Raw genomic sequence first — 18,353 nt, forward strand, 5'->3', positions numbered from 1 at the left:
AAAACCCACGAATGATTCTTGGAGAGTGGATGAAACATACCTCAAAATTAAAGGTGAGAACATGTATTTATATCTTGCAATTGATTCCAAAGGAAACACGATTGATTTTTACTTGAGTAGGAAGCGAGATGCAAAGGCTATCTAAAGAAGGCTTTGGCTTTTTGTCATGTCGCAAAACCTTGTATCATAACTGTGGATGGTGATAAAGCGTATCCCGTTGCGATACGGGAATTAAAAGATGAAAAGTGCATACCACATGGTATGCCACTTCGAGTAAAAAAATATGTAAACAACATAATTGAACAAGACCACCGGTTTATTAAAAAACGTATTCGGAATATACTTGGAGTGAAATCATGGCAAACAACTAAAAAAATGATTGCTGGAATAGAAGCCATGCATATGATCAAAAAAAGACAAAGCAACTTAAGGGAGCAGTCTGTCCAAAATCAAAATAGATGTATTCATCAATTTTGATTTTGGACAGACTGCTTAAGAGTGGATTCCATTCGGAATCTATGTCTTTTGTAGTCTTTGTTCATTATTTACACCAGAACCGCATAAAAACCATATATAAATCATTATTCAGAAACAGGCATAATAAAAAAGAGAAAAAACATCCTACAAAATGTTTTTTCCTCTTTAATAATCTGGTTGATCACTACATTTTTTCTAATATTCCTTGTCTCTCATACCACTTAGACATTTTTTCAACTGCATTTGCAGATAGCCGCTTGGTTTCTCTGTTACAAAATCTAGATAATGTAGGTGCCGATATTCTTATTTCTTTTGCTAATTCTCGTATAGATTTATTATCAACTTTGCGTTGTTTAAGTATTTTCTCTCGAACAGCCTCTTCATCAAATCTATTAAGCTCTTCACTATTTTTTTTGGGGGACATATTAAGAACATCCTTAGCCCTTTCAAAATACTCTACAGATGCTTCAGTATTATTTTCTAACTCTAGTGTTTTTTTCTTAGGTAAATTATACATTGACTTAATTAATTCTTCCGGTGGAAGTATAGTAATATTTAAATTCACCCAATAATCTTTAAACCAATTCTTCTTATTAAAACGTTCTTCATCTAATGATATTGTATACTCCCACTTAGAAATTACGTTCTCTTTTTCTAAGTCAGTAAGAACATTCTCTATGTGTTCTCTAATCCGACTCGGTTTCCATGTGAGCGGGATTGCCATAACAGCTAATAAGCCTTTATCTCCCCCAATGGAGTATGGTCGCTTCAAAGTTGAATATATTTGTCGTATTTTCCACTGCCATGTTAGATAACGAATTAAACGTTTATGATATTTATGTCGATAACTATTATACTCAAGTGCCTTTTTAGATAATAATGCTGTGGTATTATTTGAACCATATAAATAACTTGTTAAAAAACTCCCTGGTTTGATACGGCAAGATTCAATGCCCATATATTCATTTGTTGTATTGTGTCTCCATAATACAACTGAATCCAAGACAAATAACCGTTTGACAACTTCTCTCTTTACTTTATATTTTTCATCATGTTCATTTTCTTCATTTAAGACTACTACTTCATTATCATCATTTAAATAAATGAAGATACTTGCTAGTGCTGCAATACGCTTAGCAACCTTAATTTTATCTTCAGGTCTGTAGTACTCTCCTTTACTTACTTTCTTTTTTGGTACATTGCACATATCCAATACTTGCTCATATGAAAATTCTATGAATTCATCTGGGGATTTTGCTTGTGCTAGCCACTGGATGGTAATGGAGTCCAATACATCAGCTGTCAGATCATCCATATTGCTCATTACATCATTCACCAAAGTATTCCAACGAGATGCTTCATCATCTTTAATAAGCTTTAAATCTTCATCTCTGTGAGAAGAGAGCTGAGCTATTGCATTACTTTCCTTTGTTTCAATAGGGTAAGATTTTACACCCATACCTGCGTCTTCTTCAAAGTAATTTTTAGAGATTCCATCACGTAATTTAAAATAAACTGCAGAATTATTAACTTCAAAATATTCTTTATCAACTGGTTCATCTTCATTTACGTCTTCCTGGATGATTGTTCCATCATTAAACTTATTAGCATTTTTAAACTCGTCTTCTAATACCTTTTCAATAGTTGCATGAATTTCATCTTTATACTCTTTTAACTTAATACCGATTTGTAACGAAGTAATTCCTTCTTCATTCTTTTTACTCAACCATAATACTAATGCCGAAAAAGATGGGGAAACATATTGAGAAGTCACAACCTTAGTATTATCTTTTTCTACATCTGAACTATAGGCAGTCCATTTGTTCCAAACTACTTTATTATTTCCATATAAGGGCTCAGATATTAATAATGCATCTGTAAACAGTTGTGTTAATCTCTCCACATTTTCACTCCTTCCGTATTTTCTTTCAAACAAACATTTAATCTAATACATATATGTAAACAATTATTTTTTCCAGCTTTAGTTATATTCAAGCAGTACTAACACGATTTTTCTTTATTTACAACAGAAAATAACATTAATTATACATTAGTTTTCAATAGGTCTTCAATCAATCTAATAAATTAAGAGATGAAACACTTTTTACCATATAGTGAACCTTCACTATAAATATGAAACATTTTTATCTAATCGTTCCCATATTCTCATAAAATGTTCATTTGAATAGAATTTATACCGCATATACACTAAATTCTTTACTATTTATTTGAAAGAAATTAGCCATACCCTTAACCTAAACCTGAAAACATAAGACATCAATTAATTTAAATACGTAATACAAAAATTTTTCCAATACCTTATAAACCCATAGATATCAACAGTTCATCTTTATTTTAATACATAAAACCTTCGAATTTTAACAAATTTTTTTTGCCATATCCTTGACCTGAATACATATATGAAACAGACATAAACCCTTATGTACCAACATTTTATCTTATACCCCCGATAATTTCATTATATATTAAATATGAAACACTTTTGCCATATCCTTGACCTTATAAAAATCAAAACACGAAACGCATTTTACCATATCCTTGACCTTAAAGTTATTACATTTTCTCCTATAACCCTTTATATCAAGGGATTTACAGTATCTTTCCCTAATGAACGACCTATGATAAAAACATGAAACACTTTTGCCATATCCTTGACCTAAAATTATAAATAATTCTCCTTAACCCTATATATATCAACAATCTTCTCGTGTTTCATTAATGTGTTTATACAATTAAGACATGAAACGTTTTTTACCATATCCTTAACACAATTTTTTTTTCATAGATTCCCCGATCCCTTATAATCATTGAGTTTATAACGTGTTTCATGTTTTAAAAATTCCTCTTAAAGGGGCACCTTTCAACATTTTTCATTTTGCTATAATCAAAATTGGAATATTTTATAGTCTTTTGGCATGTATTTCTGAATTTGTAGAACGGAGGTGAAAAAATGGGGAAATCATTTGTAATACGAAATCAACGTAGCTTAAATGGGGAAACAACCAATGCTGTGCTAGTAACCATAAAATCTTGGCAAAAATTTGTGGAAACATTTGAAGAGAAGTACTACAGCTATAAAGATACATATTTAGAAGATATTCTGCAGCACATGACATACGAAAAACGTATTGCTGACGTAGAAGGATTTGTTGAAAAAGCCAAGCCATCTTTTTCACGTCGTGCAATATCTGCACTTGCAGAAAAAACCGGACGAAAACATAAATTATACGGTATTACGAATGCAGATCTTGAAGTATTCTTGTACCTACATAAAAAATGCTATACAAATGGTGTCATTCCAAATGTAACAATACATATGATGTGGGAAGATTACAAGCAATATAAAGAAGAGCTTGCATACATTCAGCATTCTCAATTCTATATCGCTTTGAAAAAATTAAGCTTACATAACATAATCTCTATTGAAAACGGCGTAGATGGCCGATATACAATTAAACTGACTCATTTTATGAATGAGAAAACAGAAAAAGCAAATCCTTACGTATATATTAGTCCTGTTGTATTTACAAAGGATTTCTTTAAGCTATCTGTAGCGGCTAAGAAGCTATTCTTAGATATCGCAATGCAACAACATACAGAAACAACATTAAAGCGTTCTTTGGACAAGCAGGACGAAAGAGGAAACAAAACTCACTTTGGCGGAATGTATCGTTTCTTACATAAAAAATACCCGCATCAAATCCGTGCGGTTATCGAAGAATTAACAACTGCATTACCATGTACAGGGAATCCCCTATTCGAAATTTGTAAAATGCAAAAAGGTGTAAAGCATACAAAACGATATACGACATTATATCTGTCTATCCATTCAGACTTCTTATGTTCGAAAGAAGCTGGAGAAGAACTACATAGGGATCCATTTACACCAAAAGCTACCTATGCTCGAAAAGCTAAATTTATCGAAGCAGTCCTACAAGAGATGAATATCGGCGAACTGTCTGCAGACATGAATAAATTCATTCATGTATTAAAGCATACTTGTCATCGTCAAATTCGCAGTGTAATTCGAGGACTACGTGACATGGTTGATCGAAAAGAAGGATATCCAACGAAAATTGTATATACATTGAAGAAACTATTGCATCAAACATCTCAATATCAAATTCTTGATACAGCAGCAAAAGAAGGTATCTATCCTCTTATTGCGCAGCATATACCAAAAGAGAGCAATAGTGGCCGTGAGCAAGCTGTCTTTAATTTTGGTATACATTATGCTATGTACTCTCTTCATAGCATTAAGAAGATGTTTAAAAATGTGCATGCACTACTGAAGCAGAAGTTTGCGGTACCAGTGACGGAAGAGTCTTATCACCGTAATTATCTAAAATACCAGGAAGAAACGTTATTTAGAAAATATGCATATGATCAGGGTGTTAATCTCCATGCATATATCGCTTTAGAAATTGAAATACGTGAAAAACTAAAAGTTCGTGGGCATAAAGAACGCACGATTCCAAGTGATGTTCGTGAATGGTTTATCGAGGCAATTGATAAGCTGCCACAAGAAAAACTTCGTGTTATTGAACTGCCAAAGCAGTTTAATTTACTAGAGTTTATGCGTACCTTCGAACGTTTAGTACGTGCTGGAATAACAATAACAGCTCCAGATCAGGTGCTAAACGCAATGGAAATAAAATAATAGTAATAAGCTCTCTATTTTTGAAAAAATCGAAAATAGAGGGCTATTCGTGTTTCTATGATTAGTAATCCATTTCTGCTACTCTACTTATAAATACCAAATCGAAAGAACTTCATATAAAATGGAGTTTTTTTTATGCAATTCTATACAAATTCAATTCTAGCAATATATAACTCTCCACATAATATCAGGGAGTATTCTTCTAATCTATTAAAACCTATCTTATAATACCTACAAAAAATCAAAAGGAAAATTATATAAATAGTGGATATGCGGACAAATATGGTTCAATGTGAATATAATCTTTCTAAAACCATTGTAATTACTAATGTTGTTGTATTTATCTAATAAAAATCATCAATAATAATGTGAGCTATGTGTAAATAGTGAGTAATGTTAACAAATAGTAGCCTTATCTGAATAAAATGTGGATAATTAGACGATTGAAACCAACTTAATCACCAAAATAAGTAAAACAAGTTCTATTTACGTGGTTGAATATATATACTACAACTAGTATCAAATTATTTCCGATTTCATGTAGAAATATAATAATTCCTTTCTGCTTTTTTGTAGAATTAAAAGTCTAATAATCCTTGAATCTACGGATACATTTTCTACCATTTATGATTTTTTATGCTTTAAAATCAAATTTTCCCTTGTGGGAGTAGATCTTTCCCCTATTTTTATAACCTATAATAGTTTTATCTTTATTTCTTTTTAATATATAAGATATATATTTATAATAGATTTTATTATTACTAGTATGATTGTTAATAAAATGCCAGACCTAACTAGAAATATATGTAAAATTAGTTGTGATAATGGTAATTAAACATAACTGTACTAAAAGATTCGACTTACATAAAAATGAATACCTATAATGAGATTGGATTTTTTTAAGTGGTTAGACGTAAATGAAATACTTTTTCATATCAAATGATGGAATGCACTTTCTGAAGCAGACTATCAGACGCATTTCTCTGGGTTAAAAAACAAGCGTAAATATTCTCAGAAAATAAGACATAGAATATGGGGTGTTTTAAAAAAGTTACACATATTTTTAAGTATAATTAGTCAATTGAATGGTATTAATCTCTCTTTAATTCCGGATCAATCACTAAATGATAATGATTTTATTACCGAAATGGAAAAAAAGCTTTTAAAACAAACTGTTCTATCAACAAAGGGTTAACAGAAAGACAAGCTAAATATCGCCCTCTTATTATGGATAGAAACGTTTGTATTATAAATTTAGTAGTAAACTATGGTTTGTCCTTGCAAAAGCTTGTATCGCTTAATATGAGCCATATACAGTTTGCTAGAAATATCTTAATGGTACCTAGGGAAAATGGAGCAACTAGGTTTGTCTCTTTAACTATGGAAGATACGCAGCAGCTTTACAAGTATTATACGACTTGAAGTGAAACGAGCGGAGCTAAATAGGCATATTTCTGTACAGTAGATGAGGAATACATTTATTCTACGTCTCATTAAGCAGGGCTTAACTGATGATGAATTGATAAATAGAATGGGTTTTAAAAATAAGATATCCCTAAAAAGATTTTATTAATATTTAGAAACAAAATCGTAAATCCTAAACAAGAATAATTAGCATCTTAAAATTTAATTAAAGAAAGGAGATTAAGATGACAAAAGAAGTATTTCAAATATGTCTTGATCCTACAATTATTGAAATACTAAGAAATAAAGTAAACGAGCAGCAATACATAACCATAAATAAAAAAGATGGTGAGCAACGTGCATGGGATAAAATATGTGCTATTATGGATAGACTTGATGACACTGTTGATTATTTAAATGGAATCAAATTAAATTAAATTATATACAGGTATATATTCTAGAAGTGCATTTGATTTCTACAATTTTTTAAATAATGCATCTGTGGTTTGCATAAAACAATTGGCAAAACTTTTTGATGTGCCGGATGAAAAAATAAAACAATCAACAAACATTTTTAATCAACTAGATAAGGACGAGAAAGGTACGGATGAAAGATATTTTGAATATATACGTTCTTTGTACTCAGTTCATCCTATAAAAACAAGTAGACATAAAAGGTATCAAGATAATAAATTTGAGTGCAGTCTATATGTAATGTAAAATAATGAATTAATAAGTGACGATGATGTTTGTGATATTTATGCGGTGGTTTATACAAATAAAGATGAGGATTCATTCAAAAGGGTAAATATATATATTTACCCTTTTGAATATGTAAAAACACGTGTAGAATTTGTTAAAAATATAAAAGATGAAATTGATCAGTACCAAAAAGCTGTTGTTAAATAGCGCTCAGCTGTTTTTTCTAACTTTGTATCATGACCAGAAATCGGGCCGAAAAAACGGGGCCAATTTAACCAATATTCTGTGTCTCCTAATAAATTAATTGGAACCATTTTTTCATCAATACGTTTTCGCACGGCTTTTAATAAAGGAGATACTCTTTTCTTTTTAGGTTTTATGATAACTGGCTCACCATTACGTAGTGTAACAGCTTTGTTTTTTTGGAAAGAGACATCTACACTTCTAGCCATTTTTTCTAGTTTGTTGTAAACTGGTGCTTTAAAATCCTGAGCGTTTGTAGGAAGTCCAGCTTGGTTGCAAAAAGTAGCAATATTTTCTTGATACTCATTCCAAAAAAATAATTATTTTCGATAATCTGCATATTTATCGCTTCCTTATATATATAAATCTCTAGACTTTAATTCCAATCAAATTTGAGAAAAAACACATGCTTCAAAATGGCGGCGATGAATCGTTTCTGATGGGGACGAATCCACTGCCACCACTATTCAGGTATCCAAGAAAGGTCAATTGCAGACGTTACATATGAATCACTTTCATTGTTTCTTTGATGAGTCAAGTTAATAATAGGAATCCATTCAGATTTCTTCATTTTATTTTTCACTAAAAATAAAATGGCTTGTTCTAACTCCTTGCTTTGGTTTGTTGATTTAAGTTCTAATGTTTCTAATATTTTCATCAACTCTGCTCGACTGCGTTTTAAATGCTTCCATACAAACGAAAAGTAATTGTTTCCTGCATAAGGTAAATGATTTTCACAGTCATCTAATATACGTTGCCCAGAGCCTCCTCCAATTATATTCTCTAATTCTTGTACCTTCTCCTCTATCGATCCTTCGAATTGAAAAACAAGCACTGTATTATGTAGGATCGTAATTAAGCTATCAGTTTGTTTTTCTTTTTTTTTTTCAATTCCTGAAGGGAACCTTCAGATTTTTTGTGCGAACTTGCAAATTGAACAGATAATAATGAGGCAGGCGGAATATGGAGACGTTGAAAAAATTTAGACCCTACATGCCGTTCGTTAAGCCAGTTTTTTCGATATATCCAGCGTCTTAATTGATATAAAGTGGGACGTCCAGGATCTTGTTTCACTACATTCCAATCAGAATAAGTAGAACCGTCCCTACTCTGAAACAATTGATCTATCTTTTGCCTTTCTTCAATCGTTAAAGCATCTGCTATAGTACGATACAATTCAGCACGTACATGATCTACAGTTTTTGTAAGTGTGCTAAAAGAAGGGAGTTCATAGCTATGCTTGACTGATTCATCAATTGCAATATTAATGATATCGTCCTTTTCCAACACAGATCTTTTCGTAATATTCAACATAATTTGACGCGCTTGGTCATTAAATATTTTAGCTTGACGATATTCACGAATCATAGCGATTTGACGAATCCCAGCCTCTTTTAGACTTTTTAAGTTTGCTCCTTGACGTAGAAACTCTAACATATGATTTAACTCAGGACGGTCTCGTCTGACTCCGGTTACTTTTTCAAAAAAGATTCGTTCGCAACCAGCCTCTTTTAATTGCTGTTCTTGACGATCTAAATTTTGATCAATTGTGGACGCTCGCATATATCCAAATTTCATACAATTCCTCCTTTTTTCATTTTTATTGTATCAAAAATGTTACAAAATAATTTTGTTACATATTTTTGTTACGTTAAGATTGCTAGTTTACTTGATGTCATGTCTGGATACTAATCCGTGTAATAAAAATGGTCGTTTATGTTATAAATCGAACAATTAAGGCTGAAACTTAAATTCGTCTACAATTGATATGGAATATTTTGTATTAATAACCCTTTTCGGAGGATGGATAAAAAATCTATATAGAAATAATATATATTCTGAAAAGGGGAACATACTGTGGAAGTCCAAACACAGAAAAAAACAAATTACACAAATATTGAATGATTAGCTTATTGAAATTCGCGCTAAACATCTAGGAAATGTACATAAATTAAAACTTGAAATTGAAAAAAATACACGATATAGAAGAAGATCAAAACCTACTTTTATACTACTTATGATTAAATTTTTGCTATCAATATTTAATGATATCTTTTTTGAATTGTCTTATTTTAAAATATCTCTTGTATTATGCTTATCGAGTCATTTTTTTAATTTTACAGCAGAACTTATTGATGAATATTATCAATTATTCACTAATATCTTGGTATTAGATTCAAAATAAGAATTGTGAAAGGGTGCTTTTTGATGAATAATTACAATAATGTGAATTATAACGGCGATAAAGAAGAACCTAGATATGAAGAATACCCAAGGTATGAGGATGATCATTTTGAGTATATAACAAGGCATCCAAGGCAATGCACACATTGTGGTGGACAATATAATCAACAATGTGGATGTCAATGTCCTCCAGTATGTCCTCCAGGGCCAGAAGGACCTCCAGGACCTCCAGGACCTAAAGGTAAACAAGGATATCCAGGCCCTCCAGGGCCTAAAGGTAAGCAAGGATATCCAGGCCCTCCAGGACCAGAAGGACCTCCAGGACCATTGGAGGTTCCAATAAGTGGCGTGTTTTTTTCCTCAACGGAAAATGGCGCAGGATCTGTGGTTGTTCCAGGTGGTCATAATTATCCTTTAAAATCTTTCAGAGAAACAGTACCTGGATCATTTTCATTAGCTGCTAATGAAATTACAATTAATGTTGCGGGAATTTATCTAGTAGATGGATATGTAGTTTTAGCAAGAACAAGTGGTGTCGGTAACGCTAGGGTTATTGTAAATAATGTAAATTCCGTCGCGACTACTATGCGTGCAAATCCTGGAGAACAAACAATCTGTAATGGTCAAGTTTCTTTAAATGTTGGAGATATAGTGAAATTTATTAATTTTGGAACTTATTCTTCAGCAACGGTAACAACATCTGCAGAATTAAATATTCAAGCTAATTATAATAATGTTCAAGTAAGGTTAACAAGACTAGGTCCTTTAACATAGATAAGTGTGCTCATTTTTAGAAATCTATTTATACTAATAAATTAAAGTGTATTGTTAGATATCTGTAAATATATCACAGTTCAAGAAAGTGACACAGAACTCATGCACTATGATTTCACACCATAAAAATTATGAAAATAGCTATTCGTTATCACAACATTTCATAATTTAGATATTTTTCTCAAATATCAGAAATGGTGGATTTGGCTTAATTTATTAAAAAGTACAACTTTATGAAACGGCTGAAAAACTAGAATTTTCTGTTTCAAAATACAGCTCAATAATATTTGAAACATGTCAATGTAATTGTATATATTTTGAAATGTATTTTTGAAGATAACCGAACAATCTTATTTATAAGGATTTTTCACGATGTGTTTTTCTTATTGCTCCCTTTCGACAAATCAAGACTAAAATGAATTGAAAAAACAAGGCTCTTACTTTGTAGTCATATCCACGAGGTAAGAGTCTTGTTTCATTATATTTGTTCATACAGTTTTCCTTGTAGTCTTCTGTTTTCATCCTTCAATTATAAAGGTTCTGGTGCAAAAAATGTGAAGTATATGAAAATGGTTTCTCAAACTTGGACATGCTGATAGTATGAATCTAAAAAAGGTACGTGATCCATATAGAAAAAAAGAATGTATTTAAGTGGGAGGATTATCAACCAGACATCATTTTATTAACTGTACGTTAGTACCTACGGTACAACATAAGCTTGCGGATTTAGTGGAAATGATGGAAGAGCGTGGTTTATCCATTGCTCATACAACGATTATGCGTTGGGTACATCAATATGGGCCTGAATTAAATGGGCGAATTCGCAAACATTTGAAACCAACGGATGACTCTTGGAGAGTGGATAAAACATACCTCAAAATTAAAGGTGAGAACATGTATTTATATCGTGCAATTGATTCCAAAGGAAACACGATTGATTTTTACTTGAGTAGGAAACGAGATGCAAAGGCTGCCAAGCGCTTTCTAAAGAAGGCTTTGGCTTTTTGTCATGTCGCAAAACCTTGTATCATAACTGTGGATGGTGATAAAGCTATCCTGTTGGAATACGGGAATTAAAAGGTGAAAAGTACATACCACATGGTATGCCACTTCGAGTAAAAAAATATGTAAACAACATCATTGAACAAGACCACCGGTTTATTAAAAAACGTATTCGGAATATGCTTGGATTAAAATCATTACGAGTTGCTACAAAAATGATCGCTGGAATAGAGGCCATGCATATGGTCAAAAAAGAACAACTCAAATTAAGGGTGCAGTCTGTCAAAAATCAGAATACATGTATCCAGCATTTGTTTGGATTGACAGCATAAGAACTGATTCTGTTAGGAATCCATGTCTTATGTAATCTCTGTTCATTCTTTGCACCAGAACCGTGTTAACCGAACAATTTATTTAATATATAAAGCCGTGTTAAACATGCAAAGAATATAATAGATATCTTATTTGTTCATTTTAGTTTTTTATTGCTATTGGAATAGAAAAAGACCGACAAAAATTATATTTGTCGGTCTTTTGTTTAGAATGATAATTTCTTCTTTGCTGGTTGTGAATCGTCAGCAACTTTCACTTCAGGTTCAGCACCAAAATTCAATTTTTTCTTTATAGGTTTTTCTTGTTGTACTGAATCATCAAATGTAAAAAGTTTATTTAGAACAGCATTTGATTTCTTAGAATTAGCTTGCTCACGTTCTTCTTTAATTCTCGTAATCTCATCAATAATATCACTCACACGTTTTGGCAGTGGTAGTCCTGCAACAACTGAATAGAATTTTACTATATCCTCTTCTTTTTTCGCTGTATGTTTATTAACATATGGAGCTATAGGACGTTCATCTACATATGGAGTTCGTTCTTTTAAGAAGTTTTCCATTTGGTTAAGGAAAGAGAAGTTATATAATCGACCTGCTCGTAGCGGTGATGTAACAATAGAAAGTGCGCTCTTTTTAGCACTTTCTAACTCTTCTCTTTCTGTATCGTATAAAACACCTTTTTCTAGTGCGTTCCCTAATTGAGTTAAGTAACCTAGTGGGTTTTCAGTGTCTAATTGATTTGATTTTAGTTCTAGTTTTGCTAATGATAAAACGCCTGGTGTATTAATTACTTGAGCAAATTCACTCGCATCAAAATGTGTATCTGAAAACGGTGTAAATGATGAAGTAACTAGATTAATCTCATGTAATGCATCAGCAATATATTTGTTACTATAGCTAGTATATTCGTTTGCTAAAGTACTTGGATTTTCCGCTTCAAATTTTCTATATAGTTTAGCGTTATCTATTAATACAATTGAACCAAAAGCTTCTTGGTTCATAGCAATACTACGAATGCGTGAAGTTGCGTTTTCTAATACTTTTAAAGCCTCTGCATCACGTGGTAAAGTCAGTAATAAACCAAAATTGTAATCATGTTCATATAGCATTTCAATTGCCTTTAATAGAGCTCCAGTTCCTGTTCCTCCACCAAGACCACAAGTAATCCAAATGAAATCACGATCTTCAAATTCCTGCTTAACCGCTTCGAAAATCTTTGTTTTATGCTTTACAAATGCTTCCTCACCAATCTGTGGATTACGAGCTGCACCCTGCTCATATCCTTCTAACTGTATTTTACGTACATTTCCCGCGTTTTTAATCTCAATTTTGTTAAAATCTTGACTATTTGTATTAACGAGAATCGCACGATATGGGTATTTGTTATTTTTAATTTGAGTTTCTTTATTTGCACACTCCGCTGCGATTGCGCATCCACCCATACCTAGTCCTAAGAATCCAAATTTCAAACTAATATTTCCTTGGCTTTCGATTTCTGAAAAATTGCCTGCCATATGTATATCCTCCCTCAAGTATATATTTTAGTTGTTTTTCTCAACTCTTTTTTCTTTTTTCTAGTTTTTTGATCAAAACATTACCTAGATCTGTTACTTCGTAAACTCGAACGCGTCCAAATAGTTTAAAAGATATCAACCCTGCCCCTTCAAGTCGTGCAGTCATAATATCCAAAGAATATCGCGATGGAAGTATCTTTTTTCCTTCATAATCTTTTTCATTCTCAATTTGATATTCTTTATGATACTGATTGATACAATCCCAAAGTCTTTCCTTGTGCATTGCTCCCTCAGCATATAGGACACGTAGAGCCCAAATACCGTCATTTAAATTCTCACAGAGTACATCAATAATTTCATTGCTGCTCATTGATATATTAGACACTAATTTCATACCACCTTTAATAAAAAGAAAAATTTATGTATAGATACAAAAAGCAATAAAAATATTAAGGGATTTAGTCCCGATATAATCACCGTAGATACTTCGGAATATACTTCCGAAGTATCTTATGTATTAACTATAATATATATCTACGTTTTTATCAATAACCTTTTAATATCAAGACTCTAAATACTTCCGAAATATTAGCCGTAATATAAACTGAAATAATAAAGGGTTAAATTAACGTAATATTTACGATAATAAATCCCTTTATTTTTACCTAATAACTCTTATTTGTAATTAAAAATATGTAAAAATTAATTGGCATAAGAGTAGATTAATTACTTCGATGATGTGCTGATTTTGTAAATATTGAGTAATAAAATAAGCTCACCCGATCAATCACTGCTCAATGACATAGGAATTTTGATATGAAAACCAATGAATGGTTGAGTGATCAAACGTTAAAAACATGATATTTTATGCAATCTATAAAGGTATTCTTTTAGTTTCTATAGATTTTTTATATAATGTATATAGGACAAGCATCATATAGTTAGGTGGTGAGCAAATGATTGATAAACAGTTAAGCGATGCTTATTATCGCGTATCTGAAGTAGCAACCATGCTTGACATTCCTGAAAGTACTCTTCGTAGATGGTTGAACGATTTTGATGAGTACTTGAACATAAAAAAAGAACGCCAACTTAAATATGTTCATGAGGATAGTATTGATACAGTAAAAAAGATTAAACATTATTATTCTGAGTCAAAGAAAAAGCACGAAATTGTTGGGTTTTTAGATATGGATCCGACGGTTATTCGAAATGTTTATGCTGAAGATGTTGACAGTGATGGTGAACCAAAAGAAACTTCATTAGTTAAAGCACAGCAGGTCAATCTAGACTTTATAGAAGTTTTGACTGAAAAAATTACTAAGGAAGTTACAGCTAAAGTGACTGAAGAATTAACAAAACAAAATATGGAATTCTTTACTGCGGTGGCTAAACAAAGTCAGGATAATTTCGATAGAATCAATAAGCGCTTAGAGGAACGTGACGAAAAGTTAATGCGTACTATACGATTAATTCAAGAACAAAAAAGCGCCAATGCTCAGAGACAAGAAAATACTGAACAAAAAGGTGGCTTTTTCTCAAAGCTTTTTGGAAAAAAATAAAAAGACTATCTTTTGAACTGAACCCAAAAAATTAGATAAATATGTTAAACAGCTACTAAGGATTGAACTCTGTTATTGCACAGGGGACAATCCTTTTAGTTTGGTTTTAATTCTTTTGTAATTATAGTAATGAATATAAGTTTCTAGTTCTTGCTTAAATTGTTCCATACTTTCAAACTCTTTAAGATAAAGTAATTCAGACTTTAATAAGCAAAAGAAATTTTCCATTACTGCATTATTTAAGAAATTTCCCTTACGGGACATACTTTGGATAACGTTATGTTTTTTTAGCGACTGATGATATTGTCGCATTTGATAATGCTAACCTTGATCCGAGTGTAAAATAGGAGTTTCCTTATCATTCAAACGTTGAAACGCCTTATTTAACTTTTTAGAAACAAGGGAATAGGCAGGTCTATGTTCTATATTGTAAGCTATAATTTCTCCGTTATATAAGCCTAAAATGGGTGATAGATATACTTTTTTACCATGTAAGTGAAACTCCGTCACATCTGTTACCCATTTTTCATTTGGTTTTGATGCGTGAAAATTACGTTTTAAAATATTCGGAGCGAATTTCCCGACAGTCCCTTTATATGAACGATATTTTTTTAATCGAACGAGACATTTTACTCCCAGGATATTCATTAAACGTCGAACAATTTTATGATTTAATACATGGCCTCGATTATGTAATTCCAATGTAATACGACGATAACCATACCTCCCAAAATTCTCACTAAAGATTTAATTAATTCTTTAACTTTCTTATATTTATCTGGACGTTTCGCTTGTTTCATCCAGTAATAATACGTACTACGAGCGATACTAGCGACTTTCACAAGGTCAACGACCTTGTATTTATGCCTTAATTCATAGATCAATTGCACTTTGTCTTGGTCTGTGAAGTTTTCTTTTTTTGAACTAAGGGATTCAACTTTTTTAAATAGTCATTTTCCATACACAGACGTTCATTCTCTGCTTGTAGCACTTCTATAGAACCTTCAAGAGATACTTCGTTTTGTTTTAAATATTGTTAGTTTAGCTTTTTCTTTGATTTTAGGGCATCTAATCCTTCTGTCTCATAAGCTACTTTCCGTTTTCGGAGTGTTTCGCAAGAAGGAATATTAAAAAAAGCAGCTGTTTTTCTCAGAGATGTCCCATTTTCATTCATACAATGAATTACATCTAGTTTATACTCGAGAGAGTAAGTTGTATAGCGTTTTTCAAACGCCTTTTCCCCTGAAAATTCAAACCGTTTAATCCATTGATAAAGTTCTCTAGGATGAACCCCTATAGAATTAGCAATGATTTTTTCCGCCTTCCGTACCTTTTAGATATCGTTTTACTGCTTGTATTTTATCTTTTGAAGAAAATTTAGCCATAAAAAATGCACCTCCAATTGTTAATTATGTGTCTAACAATTGGAGGTGCACTTCATTTTGGTAGTCTTTTTTATTTGATTATCCTTAATATCATTTATAAAGCTTAGTTCATTGATAAAAAATATGATTCATTCATAACTATTGTTTTAAACTGTAATAATCAGGGCACTCAAGTATAATTTACTTTATTATATTTACAATATAAAGAGTTTGCTAATATTATTTCTTCCAATCTTTAAAATCGGCATACTTTTTATATTCTTTTTCAATTACGCCCTTATACCATTTATTATCACTTTCAGGTCTAGATGGTTTATTGTTATATTCACTAATGTCTCTGTCTGCATTTAGCCATTGAGGCTTATTATAATCATATTTATAGATGAATTGTATAGCTTCTTTTAATGAATTAAATTCACCTAAATATAATTTAGGCTTCGCAACTTTGTACCCATATACGAAATAAGTTGTACCATGTTCTCCTAAAGTTTCGAAAAAAGGTTTTGGTATCAAATCGATTTCCTCTATTTATATCCTCCCTATATAATAATTTAATTAGTAGAATCAAATTATTATTATGTGAACTTTTTACATTAATCCTTTAAAAAAATAATTTACCAACCAATCAGCTTTATTAGAAATGCATACTTTGTTTTTCTCTAAAACTTGTATATGGAAACAAGCACTCACTGATCAGTCACTTTGAAATAATAAAGCGATTGCAACTTCGTTTGATCTAACAAAACCAACCAATCACTACTCAACCTACGAAAGATCACACCGACCTTCTTTTATAAGCGACCGGTGGTTGGTTGAGTAATTATGCGTGATAATAATGAGGTGGTATCATTTGCGCGCTTTGATAGTAATATCTTGTTAATTGAGTGGCAATCGAGTAGTTGAGTGGTTGATCGATTTATATTTTATAGATATAGATTTATTTATAATGAAATATCCATATGATAAACCAAAAAAGGTTCATCACCCCTAATGAAATAGCGCCAACTACTTCATTAGGGGACACCGTACAAAATCCAAAAAGAAATTTCTAAACGACCGCAGTAAACAAAGCCAATAAACCCTTTCATCTTTTAATTCCCGTATCGCAACGGAATACGCTTTATCACCATCCACAGTTATGATACAAGGTTTTGCGACATGACAAGAAGCCAAGTCCTTCTTTAGAAAGTGCTTGGCAGCCTTTGCATCTCGTTTCCTACTCAAGTAAAAATCAATCGTGTTTCCTTTGGAATCAATTGCGAGATATAAATACATGTCCTCACCTTTAATTTTGAGGTATGTTTCATCCACTCTCCAAGAGTCATTCGTTGGTTTCAAATGTTTGCGAATTCACTCATTTAATTCAGGCCCATATTGATGTATCCAACGCACAGTTAATAAAATGATGTGGTTGATAATGCTTCCACTTAAATACATCCTTCTTTTCCGTATGGATCACGCACCTTTTTTAGATTCATACTATCAGTATGTCCAAGTTTGAGATAACATTTTCATATACTTCACGTTTTTTGCACCAGAACCGTGGAGGAATCTTGATATATCAATATGAATTGAACTTTTCAGTGATGTATAGTGGCAAGGTAACAGACTCACAATCTACGATTATTTCAGCAAGTTCTTTGGAGGAAGCAAATGAAAAATTACAGTCGGAAGTAAAGCGACAATTAGGAAAATGTAGTATAAAAGTTAACGCGGCAAGTTTATGTGGTTCAGAGGATAGTCGGTATGCAATAGAGAAAAAATAAAAAGGGAAAAGTCTTGTTTCTAAAGCAAGACTTTTTTGTTATTTTGTGGGTCCCTGTTTTCACATGAAATTCCTTATTGTAAAAGGGTATTAAGTTGCGGTTTTGAAAGCTGTATAATCTTTTGTTTTTTAGGAGAAGAGTGTTGAAAAATGTTGAAATGATAAGCCTTTTTCATAATTCAGGTATATGTACTTAAGTTATGCACCCTAAAATAGACTTAAGCACATATATCTAGGTATGTGTGCTTAAAGGTATGTAGTTCTTATTATGTGGCAGATGGCGAGTAGTTTTAAAAGATGGAGTATCACTCCTTTTGTTTGGATAAGA

The 18,353-nt window shown here is 31.9% G+C and carries 11 protein-coding genes and 6 pseudogenes; 8 read left to right on the plus strand and 9 right to left on the minus strand.

Translation table 11 applies throughout. The annotated features are described in order from the left end of the window. A pseudogene (locus MHH27_RS29750) lies at positions 1 to 477 on the plus strand (IS6 family transposase); the annotation flags it as partial. 184 nt (positions 478 to 661) lie between these two features. On the opposite strand, the gene MHH27_RS29755 reads toward MHH27_RS29750, so the two are convergent. After that, the gene (locus MHH27_RS29755) at positions 662 to 2,380 is read right to left on the minus strand and encodes a helix-turn-helix domain-containing protein (RefSeq protein ID WP_340945327.1); all 1,719 of its coding nucleotides are present in this window, start codon (positions 2,378 to 2,380) and stop codon (positions 662 to 664) included. A gap of 1,068 nt (positions 2,381 to 3,448) precedes the next feature. Here MHH27_RS29755 and MHH27_RS29760 point away from each other — a divergent pair. The 3 genes and pseudogenes from MHH27_RS29760 to MHH27_RS29770 all read left to right on the plus strand — a co-directional run bounded on the left by MHH27_RS29760 (position 3,449) and on the right by MHH27_RS29770 (position 6,999). Next, positions 3,449 to 5,158, plus strand: coding sequence for a hypothetical protein (locus MHH27_RS29760; protein ID WP_340945330.1), 1,710 nt, complete (start codon positions 3,449 to 3,451; stop codon positions 5,156 to 5,158). Positions 5,159 to 6,050: 892 nt separating this feature from the next. Beyond that, positions 6,051 to 6,731 (plus strand): annotated as a pseudogene (locus MHH27_RS29765) (integrase); the annotation flags it as partial. 76 nt (positions 6,732 to 6,807) lie between these two features. Continuing rightward, entirely contained in the window at positions 6,808 to 6,999 is a 192-nt protein-coding gene (locus MHH27_RS29770; protein ID WP_340945333.1) for a hypothetical protein, read from the plus strand. Between the two features lie 444 nt (positions 7,000 to 7,443). On the opposite strand, the gene MHH27_RS29775 is transcribed toward MHH27_RS29770, so the two are convergent. The 3 genes and pseudogenes from MHH27_RS29775 to MHH27_RS29785 all read right to left on the minus strand — a co-directional run. Next, on the minus strand, positions 7,444 to 7,716 hold the full coding sequence (locus tag MHH27_RS29775; RefSeq protein ID WP_340945336.1) for a hypothetical protein: 273 nt from the start codon (positions 7,714 to 7,716) through the stop codon (positions 7,444 to 7,446). A gap of 254 nt (positions 7,717 to 7,970) precedes the next feature. Further along, positions 7,971 to 8,342, minus strand: a complete 372-nt coding sequence (locus tag MHH27_RS29780) for a hypothetical protein (RefSeq protein ID WP_340945339.1) — start codon at positions 8,340 to 8,342, stop codon at positions 7,971 to 7,973. A gap of 578 nt (positions 8,343 to 8,920) precedes the next feature. Continuing rightward, a pseudogene (locus MHH27_RS29785) lies at positions 8,921 to 9,085 on the minus strand (recombinase family protein); the annotation flags it as partial. A gap of 630 nt (positions 9,086 to 9,715) precedes the next feature. Between MHH27_RS29785 and MHH27_RS29790 the strand changes: the two are divergent. Next, positions 9,716 to 10,465 carry a hypothetical protein gene (locus MHH27_RS29790; protein WP_340945343.1) on the plus strand — a complete coding sequence of 250 codons (750 nt, stop codon included), beginning with the start codon at positions 9,716 to 9,718 and terminating at the stop codon, positions 10,463 to 10,465. 628 nt (positions 10,466 to 11,093) lie between these two features. Further along, positions 11,094 to 11,799: pseudogene (locus MHH27_RS29795) on the plus strand (IS6 family transposase). Positions 11,800 to 12,005: 206 nt separating this feature from the next. Here MHH27_RS29795 and repX read toward each other — a convergent pair. Together repX and MHH27_RS29805 are read right to left on the minus strand one after the other, a co-directional pair. Continuing rightward, on the minus strand, positions 12,006 to 13,313 hold the full coding sequence (gene repX, locus MHH27_RS29800; RefSeq protein WP_340945345.1) for a plasmid replication protein RepX: 1,308 nt from the start codon (positions 13,311 to 13,313) through the stop codon (positions 12,006 to 12,008). Between the two features lie 40 nt (positions 13,314 to 13,353). Then, positions 13,354 to 13,683: a cell division protein FtsZ gene (locus tag MHH27_RS29805; RefSeq protein WP_340945571.1), complete on the minus strand. Its 330-nt coding sequence runs from the start codon at positions 13,681 to 13,683 to the stop codon at positions 13,354 to 13,356. Between the two features lie 586 nt (positions 13,684 to 14,269). Here MHH27_RS29805 and MHH27_RS29810 point away from each other — a divergent pair. After that, complete coding sequence (locus MHH27_RS29810) at positions 14,270 to 14,875, plus strand: MerR family transcriptional regulator (RefSeq protein ID WP_340945348.1); 606 nt, start codon at positions 14,270 to 14,272, stop codon at positions 14,873 to 14,875. A gap of 44 nt (positions 14,876 to 14,919) precedes the next feature. On the opposite strand, the pseudogene MHH27_RS29815 reads toward MHH27_RS29810, so the two are convergent. The 3 genes and pseudogenes from MHH27_RS29815 to MHH27_RS29825 all read right to left on the minus strand — a co-directional run. Beyond that, positions 14,920 to 16,260: pseudogene (locus MHH27_RS29815) on the minus strand (IS3 family transposase). 219 nt (positions 16,261 to 16,479) lie between these two features. Then, the gene (locus MHH27_RS29820; RefSeq protein ID WP_340945574.1) at positions 16,480 to 16,788 is read right to left on the minus strand and encodes a hypothetical protein; all 309 of its coding nucleotides are present in this window, start codon (positions 16,786 to 16,788) and stop codon (positions 16,480 to 16,482) included. Between the two features lie 552 nt (positions 16,789 to 17,340). Further along, positions 17,341 to 17,719: pseudogene (locus tag MHH27_RS29825) on the minus strand (DDE-type integrase/transposase/recombinase); the annotation flags it as partial. Between the two features lie 94 nt (positions 17,720 to 17,813). Here MHH27_RS29825 and MHH27_RS29830 point away from each other — a divergent pair. Further along, positions 17,814 to 18,026 (plus strand): hypothetical protein, encoded by a 213-nt coding sequence (locus MHH27_RS29830; protein ID WP_340945350.1) that lies wholly within the window; start codon positions 17,814 to 17,816, stop codon positions 18,024 to 18,026. Positions 18,027 to 18,353: the final 327 nt, after the last annotated feature.

It is taken from the genome of Bacillus sp. FSL L8-0152 (assembly GCF_038006365.1).
GTDB classification, from domain to species: domain Bacteria; phylum Bacillota; class Bacilli; order Bacillales; family Bacillaceae_G; genus Bacillus_A; species Bacillus_A cereus.